The organism is Erwinia pyri, assembly GCF_030758455.1.
GTDB classification, from domain to species: domain Bacteria; phylum Pseudomonadota; class Gammaproteobacteria; order Enterobacterales; family Enterobacteriaceae; genus Erwinia; species Erwinia pyri.
The window spans coordinates 4423241-4436111 of record NZ_CP132353.1 but is presented as its reverse complement, the minus strand read 5'-3'; the positions used below and the strand labels follow the sequence as shown (position 1 = coordinate 4436111).

The following is a 12871-nucleotide window of genomic DNA, read 5'->3' as shown; positions in this document are numbered from 1 at the left end:
ACTTCCTGCACAGTATACACGGCTGGCACCCTCTCTGCAGCGTTTCAGGCAGGAACAGAGGTAATTTCTCAAATTCTGGAAAGCAGGTCGCGGTACTTATGCACCGTTTCATGGTAGGCAAATTCATTTTTCACTCTCTGTTCCAGCTCTGATCGTTGCCTCTCGCTAATTCTGGCGCTTCTTTTTACTCTGCCTGACAGCATAATAAGGAGCGCAGAAATGAGGATTTATGGAGCCATACTGCTCTTTTATGGTTTCGCCGTGCAGGCTGCCTGCCCGGTCTGGACACCAGCCAGAGCGGCGCAGGAACTGCGTGTGCTGGGTAATCAGCTAAGCGAATGGGATCGGGCTTATTACGGTCAGGGAGAAAGCCCTGTTACGGATGAACGCTATGACGCCCTGCTAAAAAAGTACCGGGCCTGGCAGCGCTGTTTCAGACCTGAAAGCGCTCTTCGTCAGCCTGAACTGGCACAAAGCGGCAAAGTACTTCACCCCATTGCCCACGTTGGCGTGGCAAAAATGGCAAGTAAGCAGGCCCTGGCAAGCTGGATGGCGGGAAAAACCGATCTCTGGGTGCAGCCTAAGGTGGACGGCGTCGCCGTGACGCTGCATTACCAGCAGGGAAAGCTACACCGCGTTATCAGCCGCGGCAATGGTCTGCAGGGTGAAGACTGGACGGAAAAAGCGCGCGCGATCCCTGCCATTCCACAGTCGGTTCCCGATGAGTCCGGTTCACTCACTCTTCAGGGGGAGCTCTATCTGAAGATGAACGATCATCAGCAGGCTGTACAGGGGGGCGTGAATGCCCGCGCGATAGTGGCCGGAGCGATGCGCAAGCTTGAGGCTTCCGCAACGTTAAAAAATTTCGGCATCTTTATCTGGGCATGGCCCGATGGCCCCCACGCTTTCTCACAGCGCCTGGCCTGGCTTAGCAGGGCTGGCTTTCCCGTTATGGCCCAGTGGAGTAAACAGGTTAACGATGCGGATGAGGTAGAGGGCTGGCGAGAGCGTTGGTTTACCCGGCCGCTGCCTTTTGTCACGGATGGCGTGGTTATACACAGTAATCCCATTAAAGGAGAGCACTGGCAACCGGGTGATAATGCCTGGTCCGTCGCCTGGAAATATCCGCCAGCTACCGTGACCACCGAAGTCCGTTCTGTAGCGTTCCCTGTTGGACGCACGGGTAAAATAAGCGCTGTGCTTAATCTTATTCCCGTGAAGCTGGATGACAAACAGGTCAGCCGCGTTAACATCGGGTCGTTGAGCCGCTGGCAGAAGGCGGATATTGTCGCCGGAGATCAGGTAGCAATCAGCCTTGCGGGCCAGGGGATCCCCCGGCTGGATGAAGTAATCTGGCGGGTAGAAGACCGGACAACGCCTGCCATACCTGATATTTCAGCTTTTCATCCGCTGAGCTGTCTGGCCTGGACGCCCGCGTGCCGTGAACAGTTCCTCGCACGGCTTGTCTGGCTAAGCGGTAAATCCGGCCTGAATATGAGCGGCGTAAACAGAAGCAGCTGGCTGCGGCTTATATTGTCAGGCCAGCTTTCACACCTTTTCTCATGGCTGACGCTGACCCAGGAACAGCTTGCTCAGGTAGCGGGAATAACCCCACAGCGGGCTGCTCAGCTTTATCATCAGTTTTCCCTCAGCCGCCAGCAGCCTTTTAAACGCTGGGTCAGGGCGTTGGGTGTGCCTCTTCCTGAAAAGGCGCTTAAAACCCTTCAGGATGATAACTGGCAAAAGCTGCTTTCACGCACTCTGGCAGAGTGGCAGCAGTTGCCGGATATGGGCAGGCGGCGTGCAGAACAGCTGGTGAAATTTCTGCATCACCCTGAAATAGAGTCCTTAATTGCCTTCCTGCAGCAGAGAGAGAAATCTTCCCTTAATGCTCTGCATGAGGGTAATTGAATATGGGCAGTCCCAGCTTGAAGCGCAGCGCCAGCAGACGGGCGATAAAACCAAACAGCAGGGTGGCCGTGATAACGACCTCATGAGAGAGCGGCGTTTTTAACAGCAGGATATAGATCCAGCCAGAGGCGAAAGCGATACCCGCATAGAGCTCTTTCTGGAAAACCAGCGGAATGCGGTTGCAGAACATATCCCGCAGTACGCCGCCAAAAACGCCGGTGATCACCGCGCAGATAGCCGCGATGATCGGGGCATGGCCCATATCCAGCGCCACTTTGGTGCCAATAATGGAGAACACCACCAGACCCAACGCATCCAGCACCAGAAAAACTTTACGCAGGTGCGGCATCAGGTGGGCCAGTTGAGTGGTCAGCACGGCGGCGGCGGCCACAATCATGATGTATTCAGGATGCTGAACCCAGCCAAGCGGATAGTGGCCCAGCAGCATATCGCGCACCGAACCGCCGCCAATAGCGGTCACTGAGGCGATAATGATAACGCCAAACATATCCATTTTACGGCGTCCCGCCGCCAGTGCGCCGGTCATCGCTTCCGCAGTGATACCGATGATATAGAGAACAGTGAGTAACATAGCCAGCTCCAGAATAATCGGCGGCAAGCCTGAAGGATTAACGGCAAGTTGACGACTGAATTTTTTTAAGGTGCGCCTGCGGAATTAGTTTAATTAATCCGAATTAAAAAGGTGAATCCAGAGCTACTGTTTAACATCATGAATATTAAGTTATTAAAAATCGTCGATGCTGAGTATGGATTAGTCAGATGATTTCTTTCAGTGTAAAAATCATCATGCCGGTGCAGTGACTACTTTACGTCAGATCGAATCGTCCGGCGATGAAAAAGGAGAAGGGAAAATGATGGCAGGAGAGGTTTTTAAACAACTTGCCAGGGGATTTCATCCAGAAACCGGTGAGCTGTTGCCGCCAGAGTCGGCAGTTCACTCCCCGGCGGCAATCAGGCTGCTCTATGAGCTGGCAGAGGAGTTCTCTCACGAATGCTTTGCAGGGATAAAGCGAAAGGAAAAGGTAAAGCTGACGCCGGAACAACGCCGTGAGAAAAACCGCGCGGAGGGTAAGCCGGCCAATGCTTATCTGCCCTGGAGCGAAGAGGAAAAAATCCGTTTAGGCGAAGTTTTCCAACGTGGTGATGACATTGCCGCTTTGAGTAAGCAGTTTGAGCGCTCATCCCGCTCTATTGCGCTGATGCTGGAAAAAATGGCGTTGATTACCGCCGAAGAGGCAGCGGCCTACGATTGAGATTGCCAGCTTGCGATTGAGGCTGCCCGCCCCGCCGTATCAGCGGCGGGGCAGGTAACTGCACATGGCAATCAGTTCTTTTTCACAAACTCAGACTTCAGCTTCATCGGACCAAAGCCGTCAATTTTGCAGTCAATATTGTGATCGCCTTCGACCAGACGAATGCTTTTCACCCTGGTGCCCATTTTCAGCGGCGTTGAACTGCCTTTTACTTTCAGATCTTTGATCACCGTGACGCTGTCGCCATCTGCCAGCAGATTGCCGTTGGCATCTTTCACCACCAGCGTATCATCTGCCGCGGCATCAGCGCCTTCAGCCCAGACGTGGCCGCATTCAGGGCAATTAAAGAGCGCACCATCCTGCCAGGTATATTCAGAGTGGCACTTCGGGCACGGAGGAAGGGTTTGCATAGTAAGCCTCGTTAAAACCATAAAAAATCAGGGGGCATTCTAGCCTGGCGTTTCAGGGATGCCTACAATAAAAAACCCGCCACGCGGCGGGTTATAAATGCAGGAACGAGACTGTCGTTGCCTGTGAAGTTACTCGATGTTCTGGATCTGCTCGCGCATCTGCTCAATCAGCACTTTCAGCTCGATGGCAGAGGTGGTCACTTCGGCATTGATCGATTTTGAGGCCAGGGTGTTCGACTCGCGATTGAACTCCTGCATCATAAAGTCGAGACGGCGGCCAACGGCTTCCTTCTTCTTCAGGATGTTATAGGTCTCTTTCACGTGCGCTTCCAGACGGTCCAGCTCTTCGGCAACGTCCACGCGCTGCGCCAGCATGATCAGCTCCTGCTCTACGCGGTTACTGTCCAGCTGAACCTGCGCATCTTCCAGCTTGCTCACCAGGCGCTCACGCTGCCATTTCAGCACGTCTGGCATTTGCGCCCGGACTTTCACCACTTCATTGGTCACTCCTTCCAGACGCTGCTCAATCAGCGACTTCAGGGCGGTACCTTCCGTTTCACGGGAGGTGATGAAGTCGTCCAGCGCCAGATCCAGCGATTTCAGCAGCTCAGCAGAGATAGCATCCAGATCCTGTTCTTCTGCAGACATCACGCCAGGCCAGCGCAGGATATCGACCGGGTTGATCTCCCCTTCATCGCTCTGCATTTTGACCCAGTTCGCGGCCTGCACCAGCTGGATAGCGAGCTTTTCATTCAGCACCAGAGAGCTTTGCGCACTCGGGTCGGCATCAAAGCGCAGGTTACATTCAATTTTGCCGCGCGTCAGACGATTACGAATACGCTCACGGATAACGGGCTCAAGGCCACGAAACTGCTCCGGCAGGCGGATGTAGGTTTCTAAATAGCGCTGGTTGACGGAACGAAGCTCCCAGGCTGCGCTGCCCCAGTCGCCTTTGGTTTCGCGCCGGGCGTAGGCGGTCATACTGCGGATCATGTTCTGTACCCATTTTCAGAGAAAGATGAACGGATTATAGCGGCGCAGAGAGAGGCTTAACAGGCATTCAGTCAAACTCCGCTAAATCAGCGGCAGCCTCTGGCGTTTTACTGCTGTCAGCTTAAGATGCAGATCCACCCTGAAACCTGAAAGGAGTTCTATGAAGACGATTTCACTGGCCGCGCTGGCGCTGGCTGCTCTGATAAGCGGGTGTTCAGCACCGGCCCCTCATTCCGCCTTCAGCTTTCCTGCCTGCACCTCCGGCGACGCAATGACGCAAACCTCGCTCTATTTTGGTCTGAGCAGGCCACTGGGTGCCGGTATTACCGCTCCGGAATGGCAGTCGTTCGTGGATAAAGAGATTACACCACGCTTCAAAGAGGGGCTGACGGTATTTGATGCCAGAGGGCAATGGCTGGAAGGAAGTGGCAAGATTGCCCGGGAGAACAGTAAAGTTTTAATGGTGATCCATTCACCAGGCGAGCCAGCTGAGCGGAATATAGAAGCGTTACGTACGCGGTATAAACAGCAGTTTCAGCAGGAGTCTGTGATGCGGGTAGACTCACCCGTCTGCGTAGCGTTCTGAACAAGCCCGGCGCTTAGCCGGGCTGTGGGGTTATAACACCAGTCCGGCAAACGCGGCTGAAAGCAGGCTAACCAGCGTGGATCCGTAGACCAGCTTCAGGCCATACCGTGAAACCACATTGCCCTGCTGTTCGTTCAGACCCTTTATCGCACCCGCCACAATGCCGATTGAGGCGAAGTTGGCGAAGGAAACCAGGAACACCGAGAGGATGCCTAATCCCCGCGGGGAAAGGTCGGCCGCAATTTTCTTCAGCTCGATCATGGCGACAAACTCATTAGCCACCAGCTTGGTGGCCATGATGCTGGCAGCGCGCAGCGCATCCGGGGCGGGAATACCAATCAGCCAGGCAAACGGCCAGAAGAGATAGCCCAGAATCTGCTGGAAACTGATGCCGAACAGGCTGGAGAAGAGAGCGTTAACGGCGGCAATCAGGGCGATAAAGCCAATCAGCATCGCCATAATAATCATCGCGACTTTAAAGCCTGCCAGAATGTACTCCCCCAGCATTTCAAAGAAGCTCTGATCTTCATGCAGCTTTTCCAGTCTGATTTCCGGTTCGTCGCCCGGCATGGTGGGATTAATAATCGACAGGATAATGAAGGTGCTGAACATATTCAGCAGCAGCGCGGCGACCACATAGCGCGGCTCAATCATTGACATATACGCCCCCACAATCGACAGCGATACCGTAGACATCGCCGCCGCCGCCATGGAATAGAGACGGCGCTCAGAGATATCAGCAAGAATACCTTTATAAGCGATAAAGTTTTCTGACTGGCCCAGAATGAGCGTACTGACGGCGTTAAAGGACTCAAGTTTTCCCATGCCATTTACCTTAGAGAGAAGGGTGCCCACCAGGCGGATTAGCAGTGGCAAAATGCGCAAATGCTGCAAAATACCGATCAGCGCCGAAATAAAGATGATCGGGCAAAGCACGCCCAGGAAGATGAACGCCAGTCCCTGGCTGGCCATGCCGCCGAATACAAATTCCGATCCCTGTCCGGCAAATTTCAACAGCGTTTCGAAGAAGCCGGAAACTGCCGTCACCACCGAGAGGCCGCTGGTTGCATGCAGGAAGAAATAGGCCAGAGCAGCTTCAATCACTATCAGCTGAAGAATGACCCGAGGGCGAATTTTTTTACGATCGTGGCTGAACAGCAACGCCAGGCAAAAGATGACCGCGAGGGCCAGAATAAAATGAAGTACTTCCATATCAGCGATGTCCGGCAGAGCAAAGAAAGAGGGCTGCATTTAGCCACAACTCAGGGTTCATTTCATCCTGCCTTGCGCTATCTTGCTGATTTCCTCATTACATTGCCGACAGCGGCATAAGAAACGCCGCCGGCAGCAGCCGGGCATAGGCATTCGGCGGTGAAATCCGTATAATGCGCAGCCAATCAAGTTTTGCAAGCCGGAGAGAAACCATGCGTCCAGCAGGCCGTAGCGCTCAACAAGTGCGTCCCGTCACACTGACCCGTCACTACACCAAACATGCTGAAGGTTCAGTTCTGGTTGAATTCGGTGATACCAAAGTTCTTTGTACCGCCACTATTGAAGAGGGCGTGCCGCGTTTTCTCAAAGGCCAGGGCCAGGGCTGGGTAACCGCTGAATATGGTATGTTGCCGCGCGCAACCCACAGCCGTAACGCCCGCGAAGCCGCAAAAGGCAAGCAGGGTGGCCGCACGCTGGAAATTCAGCGCCTGATTGCCCGCTCGCTGCGTGCCGCGCTGGATTTAAAAGCGCTGGGTGAATTTACCATCACCCTGGACTGCGACGTGCTGCAGGCAGATGGCGGAACCCGTACCGCTTCTATCACCGGTGCCTGCGTGGCGCTGGCCGATGCGCTGAACCATCTGGTGGCGATTGGCAAACTGAAAGCGAACCCGATGAAGGGAATGGTCGCAGCGATTTCCGTTGGTATCGTCAATGGTGAAGCGCTCTGCGATCTGGAGTATGTTGAAGACTCTGCTGCAGAGACCGACATGAATGTGGTTATGACCGAAGATGGCCGCATGATTGAAGTGCAGGGAACGGCTGAAGGCGAGCCGTTCAGCCACGATGAGCTGCTTCAGCTGCTGGCGCTGGCGCGGGGAGGGATTGACTCCCTGATCCTGGCGCAGAAAGCAGCGCTGAAAGAGTAAATATTTCCAGGCGACCGCAGAGTCGCCTTTTTTATGACAAGCAGAGGATCAAAAGATGAAAGCCTGGCAGCGCCAATTTATCGAATTCGCCATCAACAAGCAGGTGCTGAAGTTTGGTGAGTTCACGCTGAAATCAGGGCGTACCAGCCCTTATTTCTTTAATGCTGGTCTGTTTAACACCGGCCGCGATTTGGCGTTACTGGGACGGTTCTATGCCCAGGCGCTGGTAGATTCAGGTATCGATTTCGATTTACTCTTCGGTCCGGCCTATAAAGGCATTCCCATTGCGACCACCACCGCCGTGGCGCTGGCCGATCATCATGACCGCGATGTGCCTTACTGTTTCAACCGCAAGGAAGCGAAAGATCACGGTGAGGGCGGCACGCTGGTCGGCAGTCCGCTGCAGGGGCGCATTATGCTGGTGGATGATGTGATCACTGCTGGCACGGCTATCCGCGAATCAATGGAGATTATCTCTGCGAATAATGCCACGCTGGCTGGCGTGCTGATCTCCCTCGACCGCCAGGAGCGTGGGCGCGGTCAGGAGTCTGCCATTCAGGAAGTTGAGCGGGATTATGGCTGTAAGGTGATCTCGATTATCACCCTGAACGATCTGGTTACCTGGCTGGAAGAGAAGCCTGAACTGGCCGACCGGCTGATCACCGTGCAGGCGTACCGCAAAGAGTATGGCATTTAAGCTTGCTGCGGGTCACTCTCTGACCCGCTTTTTGCTATACCAGTTGTGAGGCCAGCAACGGCCAGCGGGTCTCAAATTCAACAGTGGGACGGTAGCGGAATCCTGAGCGCACAAAGCGTGAGAGAAGTCCTTCACAGAAGGCGAGTAGCTGGCTCGCTAAAAGCGCCTCATCAGTGGTGAACCCTTCTCCTTCCCGCATTTTCTGTTCGCGCAATACCTGGCGAAGCTGCACCTCAATGCGCTCAAACAGCTGATTGATTCTGCCCTGCAGGCGATCCTGCTCAAACATCAGGGCGTGACCGGTCAGGATGCGCGTTAAACCCGGATTACGCTCACCAAAGCCCAGAATTAACTGGATGATCAGACGCAGACGCGGCAGCGTCTCTTTTTCGTCTTTTAAAATCAGATTGATGCGCGTAATCAGGCTGTCTTCAATAAACTCAATCAGGCTGTCAAACATCCTGGTTTTACTGGGAAAATGCCGGTAAAGCGCGGCCTCTGATACCCCTACGCTTGCGGCCAGCTTAGCTGTGGTAATACGCTGACTGCCATCGCTTGATTCCAGCATCTGCGCCAGAGCCTGCAATATTTCTTCGCGACGATTCCTTTTCGCACTCTTTTTCTCTGCCATGTCCTGAAAGACCCCTGAAATATCACCTTGAACGGGCAGATGCCCACGCAACGTCCGCGAACATTGCGTTCGCGGAGGAAAATAAGGATAGGTAAAACGCTATTTATCGGTAGGGTAGCCGTTACTGGCGGCCCGAATGACCAAAGCCGCCCTCTCCGCGGTCGCTGGTATCAAACTCTTCGACAAGATTGAATTCAGCCTGAACGACCGGCACAAAGACCATCTGCGCAATACGCTCGCCCGGTTCAATGTTGAAGGCTTGCTGGCTACGGTTCCAGACAGAAACCATTAATTGACCCTGATAGTCAGAATCGATTAAACCCACCAGATTGCCCAGCACCACGCCATGTTTATGGCCAAGACCCGAGCGGGGAAGGAGCACCGCGGCCAGCTGCGGATCGCCAATATGGATGGCCAGGCCAGTAGGAACCAGCGTGGTTGCACCAGGCGCCAGAAGCAGGGCTTCATCCAGGCATGCACGCAGGTCAAGGCCCGCCGATCCTGAGGTCGCATAAGTTGGTAAGGGGAACTCTTTACCTACACGCGCATCCAGAATCTTAACGTCGATTTTTTTCATCATAACGGCTGACTATCTCGTCTAGTAACTGTTGGCCAAGGAGTGACTTATCGCTGAGCGGTAAGGCTTTCTCTCCTTCCTGCCAAAAAAGGTGCAGGGCATTGGTATCGCTGTTGAAACCCTGCCCGGCTTTCGAAACATCGTTAGCGCAGATTAAATCCAGGTTTTTACGTACCCGTTTTTGTTGTGCGTATTCTTCCACATTCTGGGTTTCTGCCGCAAATCCCACCACATAGGGTCGATTCTCAACAAGGTGACCCACCCCGGCGACAATATCGGGGTTTTTTACCATTTTGAGGGTGACTTCATCACCCTGTTTTTTTATTTTTTCAGCGGCTATCTCAGCGGAACGATAATCCGCAACGGCTGCGGCTGCGATAAAAATATGCTGCTGAGCGATGGTGTTCATTACTGCCTGCTGCATCTCCAGGCCAGTATTCACATCAATGCGTTTCACCCACGCAGGCGTCGCTAACGTTACAGGCCCACTGACCAGCGTTACGTTCGCGCCTCGTTTTGCCGCCGCTGCGGCAATGGCGTAACCCATCTTACCTGAGCTATGGTTGGTAATGAACCGCACGGGGTCGAGCGCCTCGCGGGTTGGGCCGGCCGTGATCATAATATTAAGATGTTTCAGATCGTTGACGGGTGAAGCCCAGGCTACTGCGGCATCTACAATTGCCAGCGGATCTAACATTCTGCCCGGGCCGATATCACCACACGCCTGGCTACCGCTGTCCGGTCCCCACAGCATCACGCCCCGTTCCGAAAGCAGCCTTAAATTATGCTGAGTAGGCGCAGCCCGGTACATCTGCTGATTCATCGCGGGCACCACGGCGATGGGCGCAGGCGTTGCCAGGCAAATCGTGGTGACCAGATCGTTTGCCATCCCCGCCGTAACCCGTGCAATGAGATCGGCGGTAGCGGGTGCCAGGATTACCAGGTCGGCCCATTTTCCTAACTCGATATGGCCCATTGCGGCTTCGGCTGCCGGGTCGAGAAGGTCATCCGAGACGGGATAACCGGACACGGCTTGCAGGCTGAGAGGCGTAATAAAAGCTTTTGCCGCCTCGGTCATGACCACACGGACCTCAGCCCCGCGGTCACGCAGCCGCCTGACCAGCTCCGGTGCTTTGTAGGCCGCAATGCCTCCGCTGACGCCCAGAACAATATGTTTGCCGGTTAATCCCATCATGATGCTCGCCTTATAAAGTCAGACTGGCTATTCGCCGCCACTATGGCGCTATTTTATCATACTCATCCACGGGTGCCTGTTAGCACAACGTTGTCTTTGCGAAGCCACTCGCGGAGTCAGGCTGGAGGGGTAGATAAGTACTGTATATAATGCCATGCTTTTGGGGGCGGAGAAAGGAGAGATGCAGATGGAAACGCAATGGAAAGATGCACCACCCAGAGAAAAATTACTGGCAAAGGGCGCCGCTGACTTGAGCGATGCTGAACTGCTGGCCCTTTTTTTACGCACGGGGTCGGGCGGATTACATGTGATGGCACTGGCCCAGCAGCTGCTTGACCATTTCGGATCGCTCTATCAGTTAATGACGGCAGAAAGGGCAGCGTTTAACGATATCAAAGGCATTGGTCATGCCAAATATGCCCAGCTGAGTGCCATCGTAGAGTTAGCCCGGCGTTTTTTTACCTGCACGCAGGCGCAGGAAAACCCGGTAGCTGCGAGCACAACCGAGATGCTTTACTATTTTCACAGCCAGCTGGCGCACCGTGAGCGCGAAATTTTTATGGTGCTGTTTTTAAATAATCAGCATCGCATTATTCACTCCTGCGAGATGTTTGCCGGAACGGTGAACTGCGTGGAGGTGCATCCCAGGGAAATTGTGAAGGCAGCACTGAAGCATAACGCCGCCGCGCTGGTTCTGGCACACAACCATCCTTCCGGCAATGCCAAACCCAGCAAAGCTGACCACGCGGTGACGCAGCAAATCATCGCCGCCTGCCAGTTGCTGAATATTCAGGTGCTGGACCATATCGTCATCGGGCGCGGGGAATCGGTTTCTTTTGCCGAAAGAGGGTGGATATAGCCCATCAGGATTGGCGGTTTGCGGCTTTTTTACCCCATCGGGGACATAATAAATTGTTCAAATGAAGCAATTTTGCACGATCCAAAGGGATCTTTATCTGTTCGGGACTTGAGCACCGGCGGCTCAGGGCGTATACTACGCCACCTTTGAGAATCTCGGGTTTGGCGTATGGGCCTGCTCAGCGGGTTCACATAGAACTCGCCTGGATGGGCTAAGAGCCTGACGAGGCGGCCAAAACCTTATTTTTAAAGCTCGAGCTGATTTGATTTTTGGAGAATAGACATGTCACGAGTCTGCCAAGTAACTGGCAAGCGTCCGGTAACGGGTAACAACCGTTCCCACGCAATGAACGCGACGAAACGCCGTTTCCTGCCGAACCTGCACTCTCACCGTTTTTGGGTTGAGAGCGAAAAGCGCTTCGTTACACTGCGCGTCACTGCCAAAGGCATGCGCGTAATTGATAAAAAGGGTATTGAGACGGTCCTGGCCGATCTGCGTACCCGCGGTGAGAAGTACTAAGGTAAGGAACTGAAACATGGCTAAAGGTATTCGTGAGAAGATCAAGCTGGTTTCTTCTGCTGGTACAGGTCACTTCTATACCACCACGAAGAACAAACGTACTAAGCCGGAAAAACTGGAACTGAAGAAATTCGATCCAGTTGTCCGCCAGCACGTGATCTATAAAGAAGCTAAAATCAAGTAATTGATTTCAGTGGATGAAAAACCCGGCTCCGGCCGGGTTTTTTGTTTTTACAGGAAAAGGGTCCTTCACGGGAGGCGAGAAAATGCCGGAATTACCAGAAGTTGAAACCAGTCGCCGTGGCATTGAGCCCCATCTGGTGGGCGCGACTATTCTTCATGCTATCGTCCGAAATGACCGCCTGCGTTGGCCGGTCTCCCACGAAATTCACAGCCTCAGCGATCAACCAGTGCTTAGCGTACAGCGCCGGGCAAAGTATCTGCTGATTGAACTGCCCCATGGCTGGATAATTATCCATCTTGGTATGTCAGGAAGCCTGCGGGTGCTGCCGGAAGAGCTGCCGCCAGCGAAACATGACCACGTTGATCTGGTAATGAGTAACGGCAAGATATTACGCTATACCGACCCCAGACGTTTCGGTGCCTGGCTATGGAGCACGGATCTCGCGGCCAGTAATGTACTGGCGCATCTCGGCCCCGAACCGCTCAGCGAGGCCTTCTCGGCAGAATATCTTTTTGAGAAATCGCGGAACAAGCGGACGCCGGTAAAACCCTGGCTGATGGATAATAAACTGGTGGTGGGTGTCGGCAACATCTATGCCAGCGAATCCCTGTTTGCCGCCGGGATCCTGCCCGATCGTCCGGCCATGGCCTTAACGCAGGCAGAAGCCGGGCTGCTGGTAGATACCATCAAGGCGGTGCTGTTACGCTCTATTGAGCAGGGCGGGACAACGCTACGTGACTTCCTGCAAACAGACGGGAAACCCGGCTATTTTGCGCAGGAGCTGCAGGTATATGGACGGGCAGGTGAGCCCTGTCGGGTCTGTTCAACGCCAATTCAAAGCGCCAGACATGCCCAGCGCAGCACCTTTTACTGTCCGCTCTGCCAGAAATAACT

16 protein-coding genes are annotated in these 12871 nt (G+C 54.0%); 9 read left to right on the top strand and 7 right to left on the bottom strand.

Annotation, left to right across the window (positions count from 1 at the left end; translation table 11 throughout):
- Positions 1 to 219: 219 nt before the first annotated feature.
- Entirely contained in the window at positions 220 to 1911 is a 1692-nt protein-coding gene (gene ligB / locus Q3V30_RS21045) for an NAD-dependent DNA ligase LigB (protein ID WP_306209146.1), read from the top strand.
- Here ligB and Q3V30_RS21040 read toward each other — a convergent pair.
- On the bottom strand, positions 1886 to 2503 hold the full coding sequence (locus Q3V30_RS21040) for a trimeric intracellular cation channel family protein (protein ID WP_306209144.1): 618 nt from the start codon (positions 2501 to 2503) through the stop codon (positions 1886 to 1888). The genes ligB and Q3V30_RS21040 overlap by 26 nt on opposite strands.
- Before the next feature lie 226 nt (positions 2504 to 2729).
- On the opposite strand from Q3V30_RS21040, the gene Q3V30_RS21035 reads away from it, so the two are divergent.
- A complete protein-coding gene (locus tag Q3V30_RS21035) occupies positions 2730 to 3185 on the top strand; it encodes a hypothetical protein (RefSeq protein WP_306209142.1) in 456 nt (151 codons plus the stop codon).
- Positions 3186 to 3256: 71 nt separating this feature from the next.
- On the opposite strand, the gene Q3V30_RS21030 is transcribed toward Q3V30_RS21035, so the two are convergent.
- Together Q3V30_RS21030 and Q3V30_RS21025 are read right to left on the bottom strand one after the other, a co-directional pair.
- Positions 3257 to 3595 carry a zinc ribbon domain-containing protein YjdM gene (locus Q3V30_RS21030; protein ID WP_306209140.1) on the bottom strand — a complete coding sequence of 113 codons (339 nt, stop codon included), beginning with the start codon at positions 3593 to 3595 and terminating at the stop codon, positions 3257 to 3259.
- 129 nt (positions 3596 to 3724) lie between these two features.
- Positions 3725 to 4588, bottom strand: coding sequence for a YicC/YloC family endoribonuclease (locus Q3V30_RS21025; protein WP_306209138.1), 864 nt, complete (start codon positions 4586 to 4588; stop codon positions 3725 to 3727).
- A gap of 160 nt (positions 4589 to 4748) precedes the next feature.
- Between Q3V30_RS21025 and Q3V30_RS21020 the strand changes: the two genes are divergently transcribed.
- A complete protein-coding gene (locus Q3V30_RS21020) occupies positions 4749 to 5174 on the top strand; it encodes a DUF3574 domain-containing protein (RefSeq protein WP_306209136.1) in 426 nt (141 codons plus the stop codon).
- 30 nt (positions 5175 to 5204) lie between these two features.
- Here the strand turns inward: Q3V30_RS21020 and Q3V30_RS21015 are convergent, their stop codons facing one another.
- Positions 5205 to 6386, bottom strand: a complete 1182-nt coding sequence (locus Q3V30_RS21015) for a NupC/NupG family nucleoside CNT transporter (protein WP_306209134.1) — start codon at positions 6384 to 6386, stop codon at positions 5205 to 5207.
- A 212-nt stretch (positions 6387 to 6598) separates the two neighbouring features.
- Here Q3V30_RS21015 and rph point away from each other — a divergent pair, with 212 nt between their 5' ends.
- On the top strand, positions 6599 to 7315 hold the full coding sequence (gene rph / locus Q3V30_RS21010; RefSeq protein ID WP_306209133.1) for a ribonuclease PH: 717 nt from the start codon (positions 6599 to 6601) through the stop codon (positions 7313 to 7315).
- Positions 7316 to 7370: 55 nt separating this feature from the next.
- The gene (pyrE, locus tag Q3V30_RS21005) at positions 7371 to 8012 is read left to right on the top strand and encodes an orotate phosphoribosyltransferase (RefSeq protein ID WP_306209131.1); all 642 of its coding nucleotides are present in this window, start codon (positions 7371 to 7373) and stop codon (positions 8010 to 8012) included.
- A 34-nt stretch (positions 8013 to 8046) separates the two neighbouring features.
- On the opposite strand, the gene slmA is transcribed toward pyrE, so the two are convergent.
- From slmA to coaBC, 3 genes are all read right to left on the bottom strand, one after another.
- The gene (gene slmA / locus Q3V30_RS21000) at positions 8047 to 8643 is read right to left on the bottom strand and encodes a nucleoid occlusion factor SlmA (RefSeq protein ID WP_306209129.1); all 597 of its coding nucleotides are present in this window, start codon (positions 8641 to 8643) and stop codon (positions 8047 to 8049) included.
- A gap of 121 nt (positions 8644 to 8764) precedes the next feature.
- Positions 8765 to 9223, bottom strand: coding sequence for a dUTP diphosphatase (gene dut, locus Q3V30_RS20995; protein WP_306209127.1), 459 nt, complete (start codon positions 9221 to 9223; stop codon positions 8765 to 8767).
- Positions 9201 to 10412: a bifunctional phosphopantothenoylcysteine decarboxylase/phosphopantothenate--cysteine ligase CoaBC gene (gene coaBC / locus Q3V30_RS20990; RefSeq protein WP_306213268.1), complete on the bottom strand. Its 1212-nt coding sequence runs from the start codon at positions 10410 to 10412 to the stop codon at positions 9201 to 9203. The genes dut and coaBC overlap by 23 nt, the downstream gene beginning before the upstream one ends.
- Positions 10413 to 10602: 190 nt before the next feature.
- Between coaBC and radC the strand changes: the two genes are divergently transcribed.
- The 4 genes from radC (at position 10603) to mutM (ending at position 12869) form a co-directional block, all read left to right on the top strand.
- The gene (gene radC / locus Q3V30_RS20985; RefSeq protein ID WP_306209125.1) at positions 10603 to 11274 is read left to right on the top strand and encodes a RadC family protein; all 672 of its coding nucleotides are present in this window, start codon (positions 10603 to 10605) and stop codon (positions 11272 to 11274) included.
- A gap of 282 nt (positions 11275 to 11556) precedes the next feature.
- Entirely contained in the window at positions 11557 to 11793 is a 237-nt protein-coding gene (rpmB, locus tag Q3V30_RS20980) for a 50S ribosomal protein L28 (RefSeq protein WP_034888493.1), read from the top strand.
- A 16-nt stretch (positions 11794 to 11809) separates the two neighbouring features.
- A complete protein-coding gene (gene rpmG / locus Q3V30_RS20975) occupies positions 11810 to 11977 on the top strand; it encodes a 50S ribosomal protein L33 (RefSeq protein ID WP_001051798.1) in 168 nt (55 codons plus the stop codon).
- Positions 11978 to 12059: 82 nt separating this feature from the next.
- Entirely contained in the window at positions 12060 to 12869 is an 810-nt protein-coding gene (gene mutM / locus Q3V30_RS20970) for a bifunctional DNA-formamidopyrimidine glycosylase/DNA-(apurinic or apyrimidinic site) lyase (protein ID WP_306209121.1), read from the top strand.
- Positions 12870 to 12871: the final 2 nt, after the last annotated feature.

What these genes read in the sequence shown, in the direction of transcription:
- ligB (WP_306209146.1), top strand. Translation starts at nt 220, where the DNA reads ATGAGGATTTATGGAGCCATACTGCTCTTTTATGGTTTCGCCGTGCAG.
- Q3V30_RS21040 (WP_306209144.1), bottom strand. Translation starts at nt 2,503, where the DNA reads ATGTTACTCACTGTTCTCTATATCATCGGTATCACTGCGGAAGCGATG.
- Q3V30_RS21030 (WP_306209140.1), bottom strand. Translation starts at nt 3,595, where the DNA reads ATGCAAACCCTTCCTCCGTGCCCGAAGTGCCACTCTGAATATACCTGG.
- Q3V30_RS21025 (WP_306209138.1), bottom strand. Translation starts at nt 4,588, where the DNA reads ATGATCCGCAGTATGACCGCCTACGCCCGGCGCGAAACCAAAGGCGAC.
- Q3V30_RS21020 (WP_306209136.1), top strand. Translation starts at nt 4,749, where the DNA reads ATGAAGACGATTTCACTGGCCGCGCTGGCGCTGGCTGCTCTGATAAGC.
- Q3V30_RS21015 (WP_306209134.1), bottom strand. Translation starts at nt 6,386, where the DNA reads ATGGAAGTACTTCATTTTATTCTGGCCCTCGCGGTCATCTTTTGCCTG.
- rph (WP_306209133.1), top strand. Translation starts at nt 6,599, where the DNA reads ATGCGTCCAGCAGGCCGTAGCGCTCAACAAGTGCGTCCCGTCACACTG.
- pyrE (WP_306209131.1), top strand. Translation starts at nt 7,371, where the DNA reads ATGAAAGCCTGGCAGCGCCAATTTATCGAATTCGCCATCAACAAGCAG.
- slmA (WP_306209129.1), bottom strand. Translation starts at nt 8,643, where the DNA reads ATGGCAGAGAAAAAGAGTGCGAAAAGGAATCGTCGCGAAGAAATATTG.
- dut (WP_306209127.1), bottom strand. Translation starts at nt 9,223, where the DNA reads ATGATGAAAAAAATCGACGTTAAGATTCTGGATGCGCGTGTAGGTAAA.
- coaBC (WP_306213268.1), bottom strand. Translation starts at nt 10,412, where the DNA reads ATGGGATTAACCGGCAAACATATTGTTCTGGGCGTCAGCGGAGGCATT.
- radC (WP_306209125.1), top strand. Translation starts at nt 10,603, where the DNA reads ATGGAAACGCAATGGAAAGATGCACCACCCAGAGAAAAATTACTGGCA.
- rpmB (WP_034888493.1), top strand. Translation starts at nt 11,557, where the DNA reads ATGTCACGAGTCTGCCAAGTAACTGGCAAGCGTCCGGTAACGGGTAAC.
- rpmG (WP_001051798.1), top strand. Translation starts at nt 11,810, where the DNA reads ATGGCTAAAGGTATTCGTGAGAAGATCAAGCTGGTTTCTTCTGCTGGT.
- mutM (WP_306209121.1), top strand. Translation starts at nt 12,060, where the DNA reads ATGCCGGAATTACCAGAAGTTGAAACCAGTCGCCGTGGCATTGAGCCC.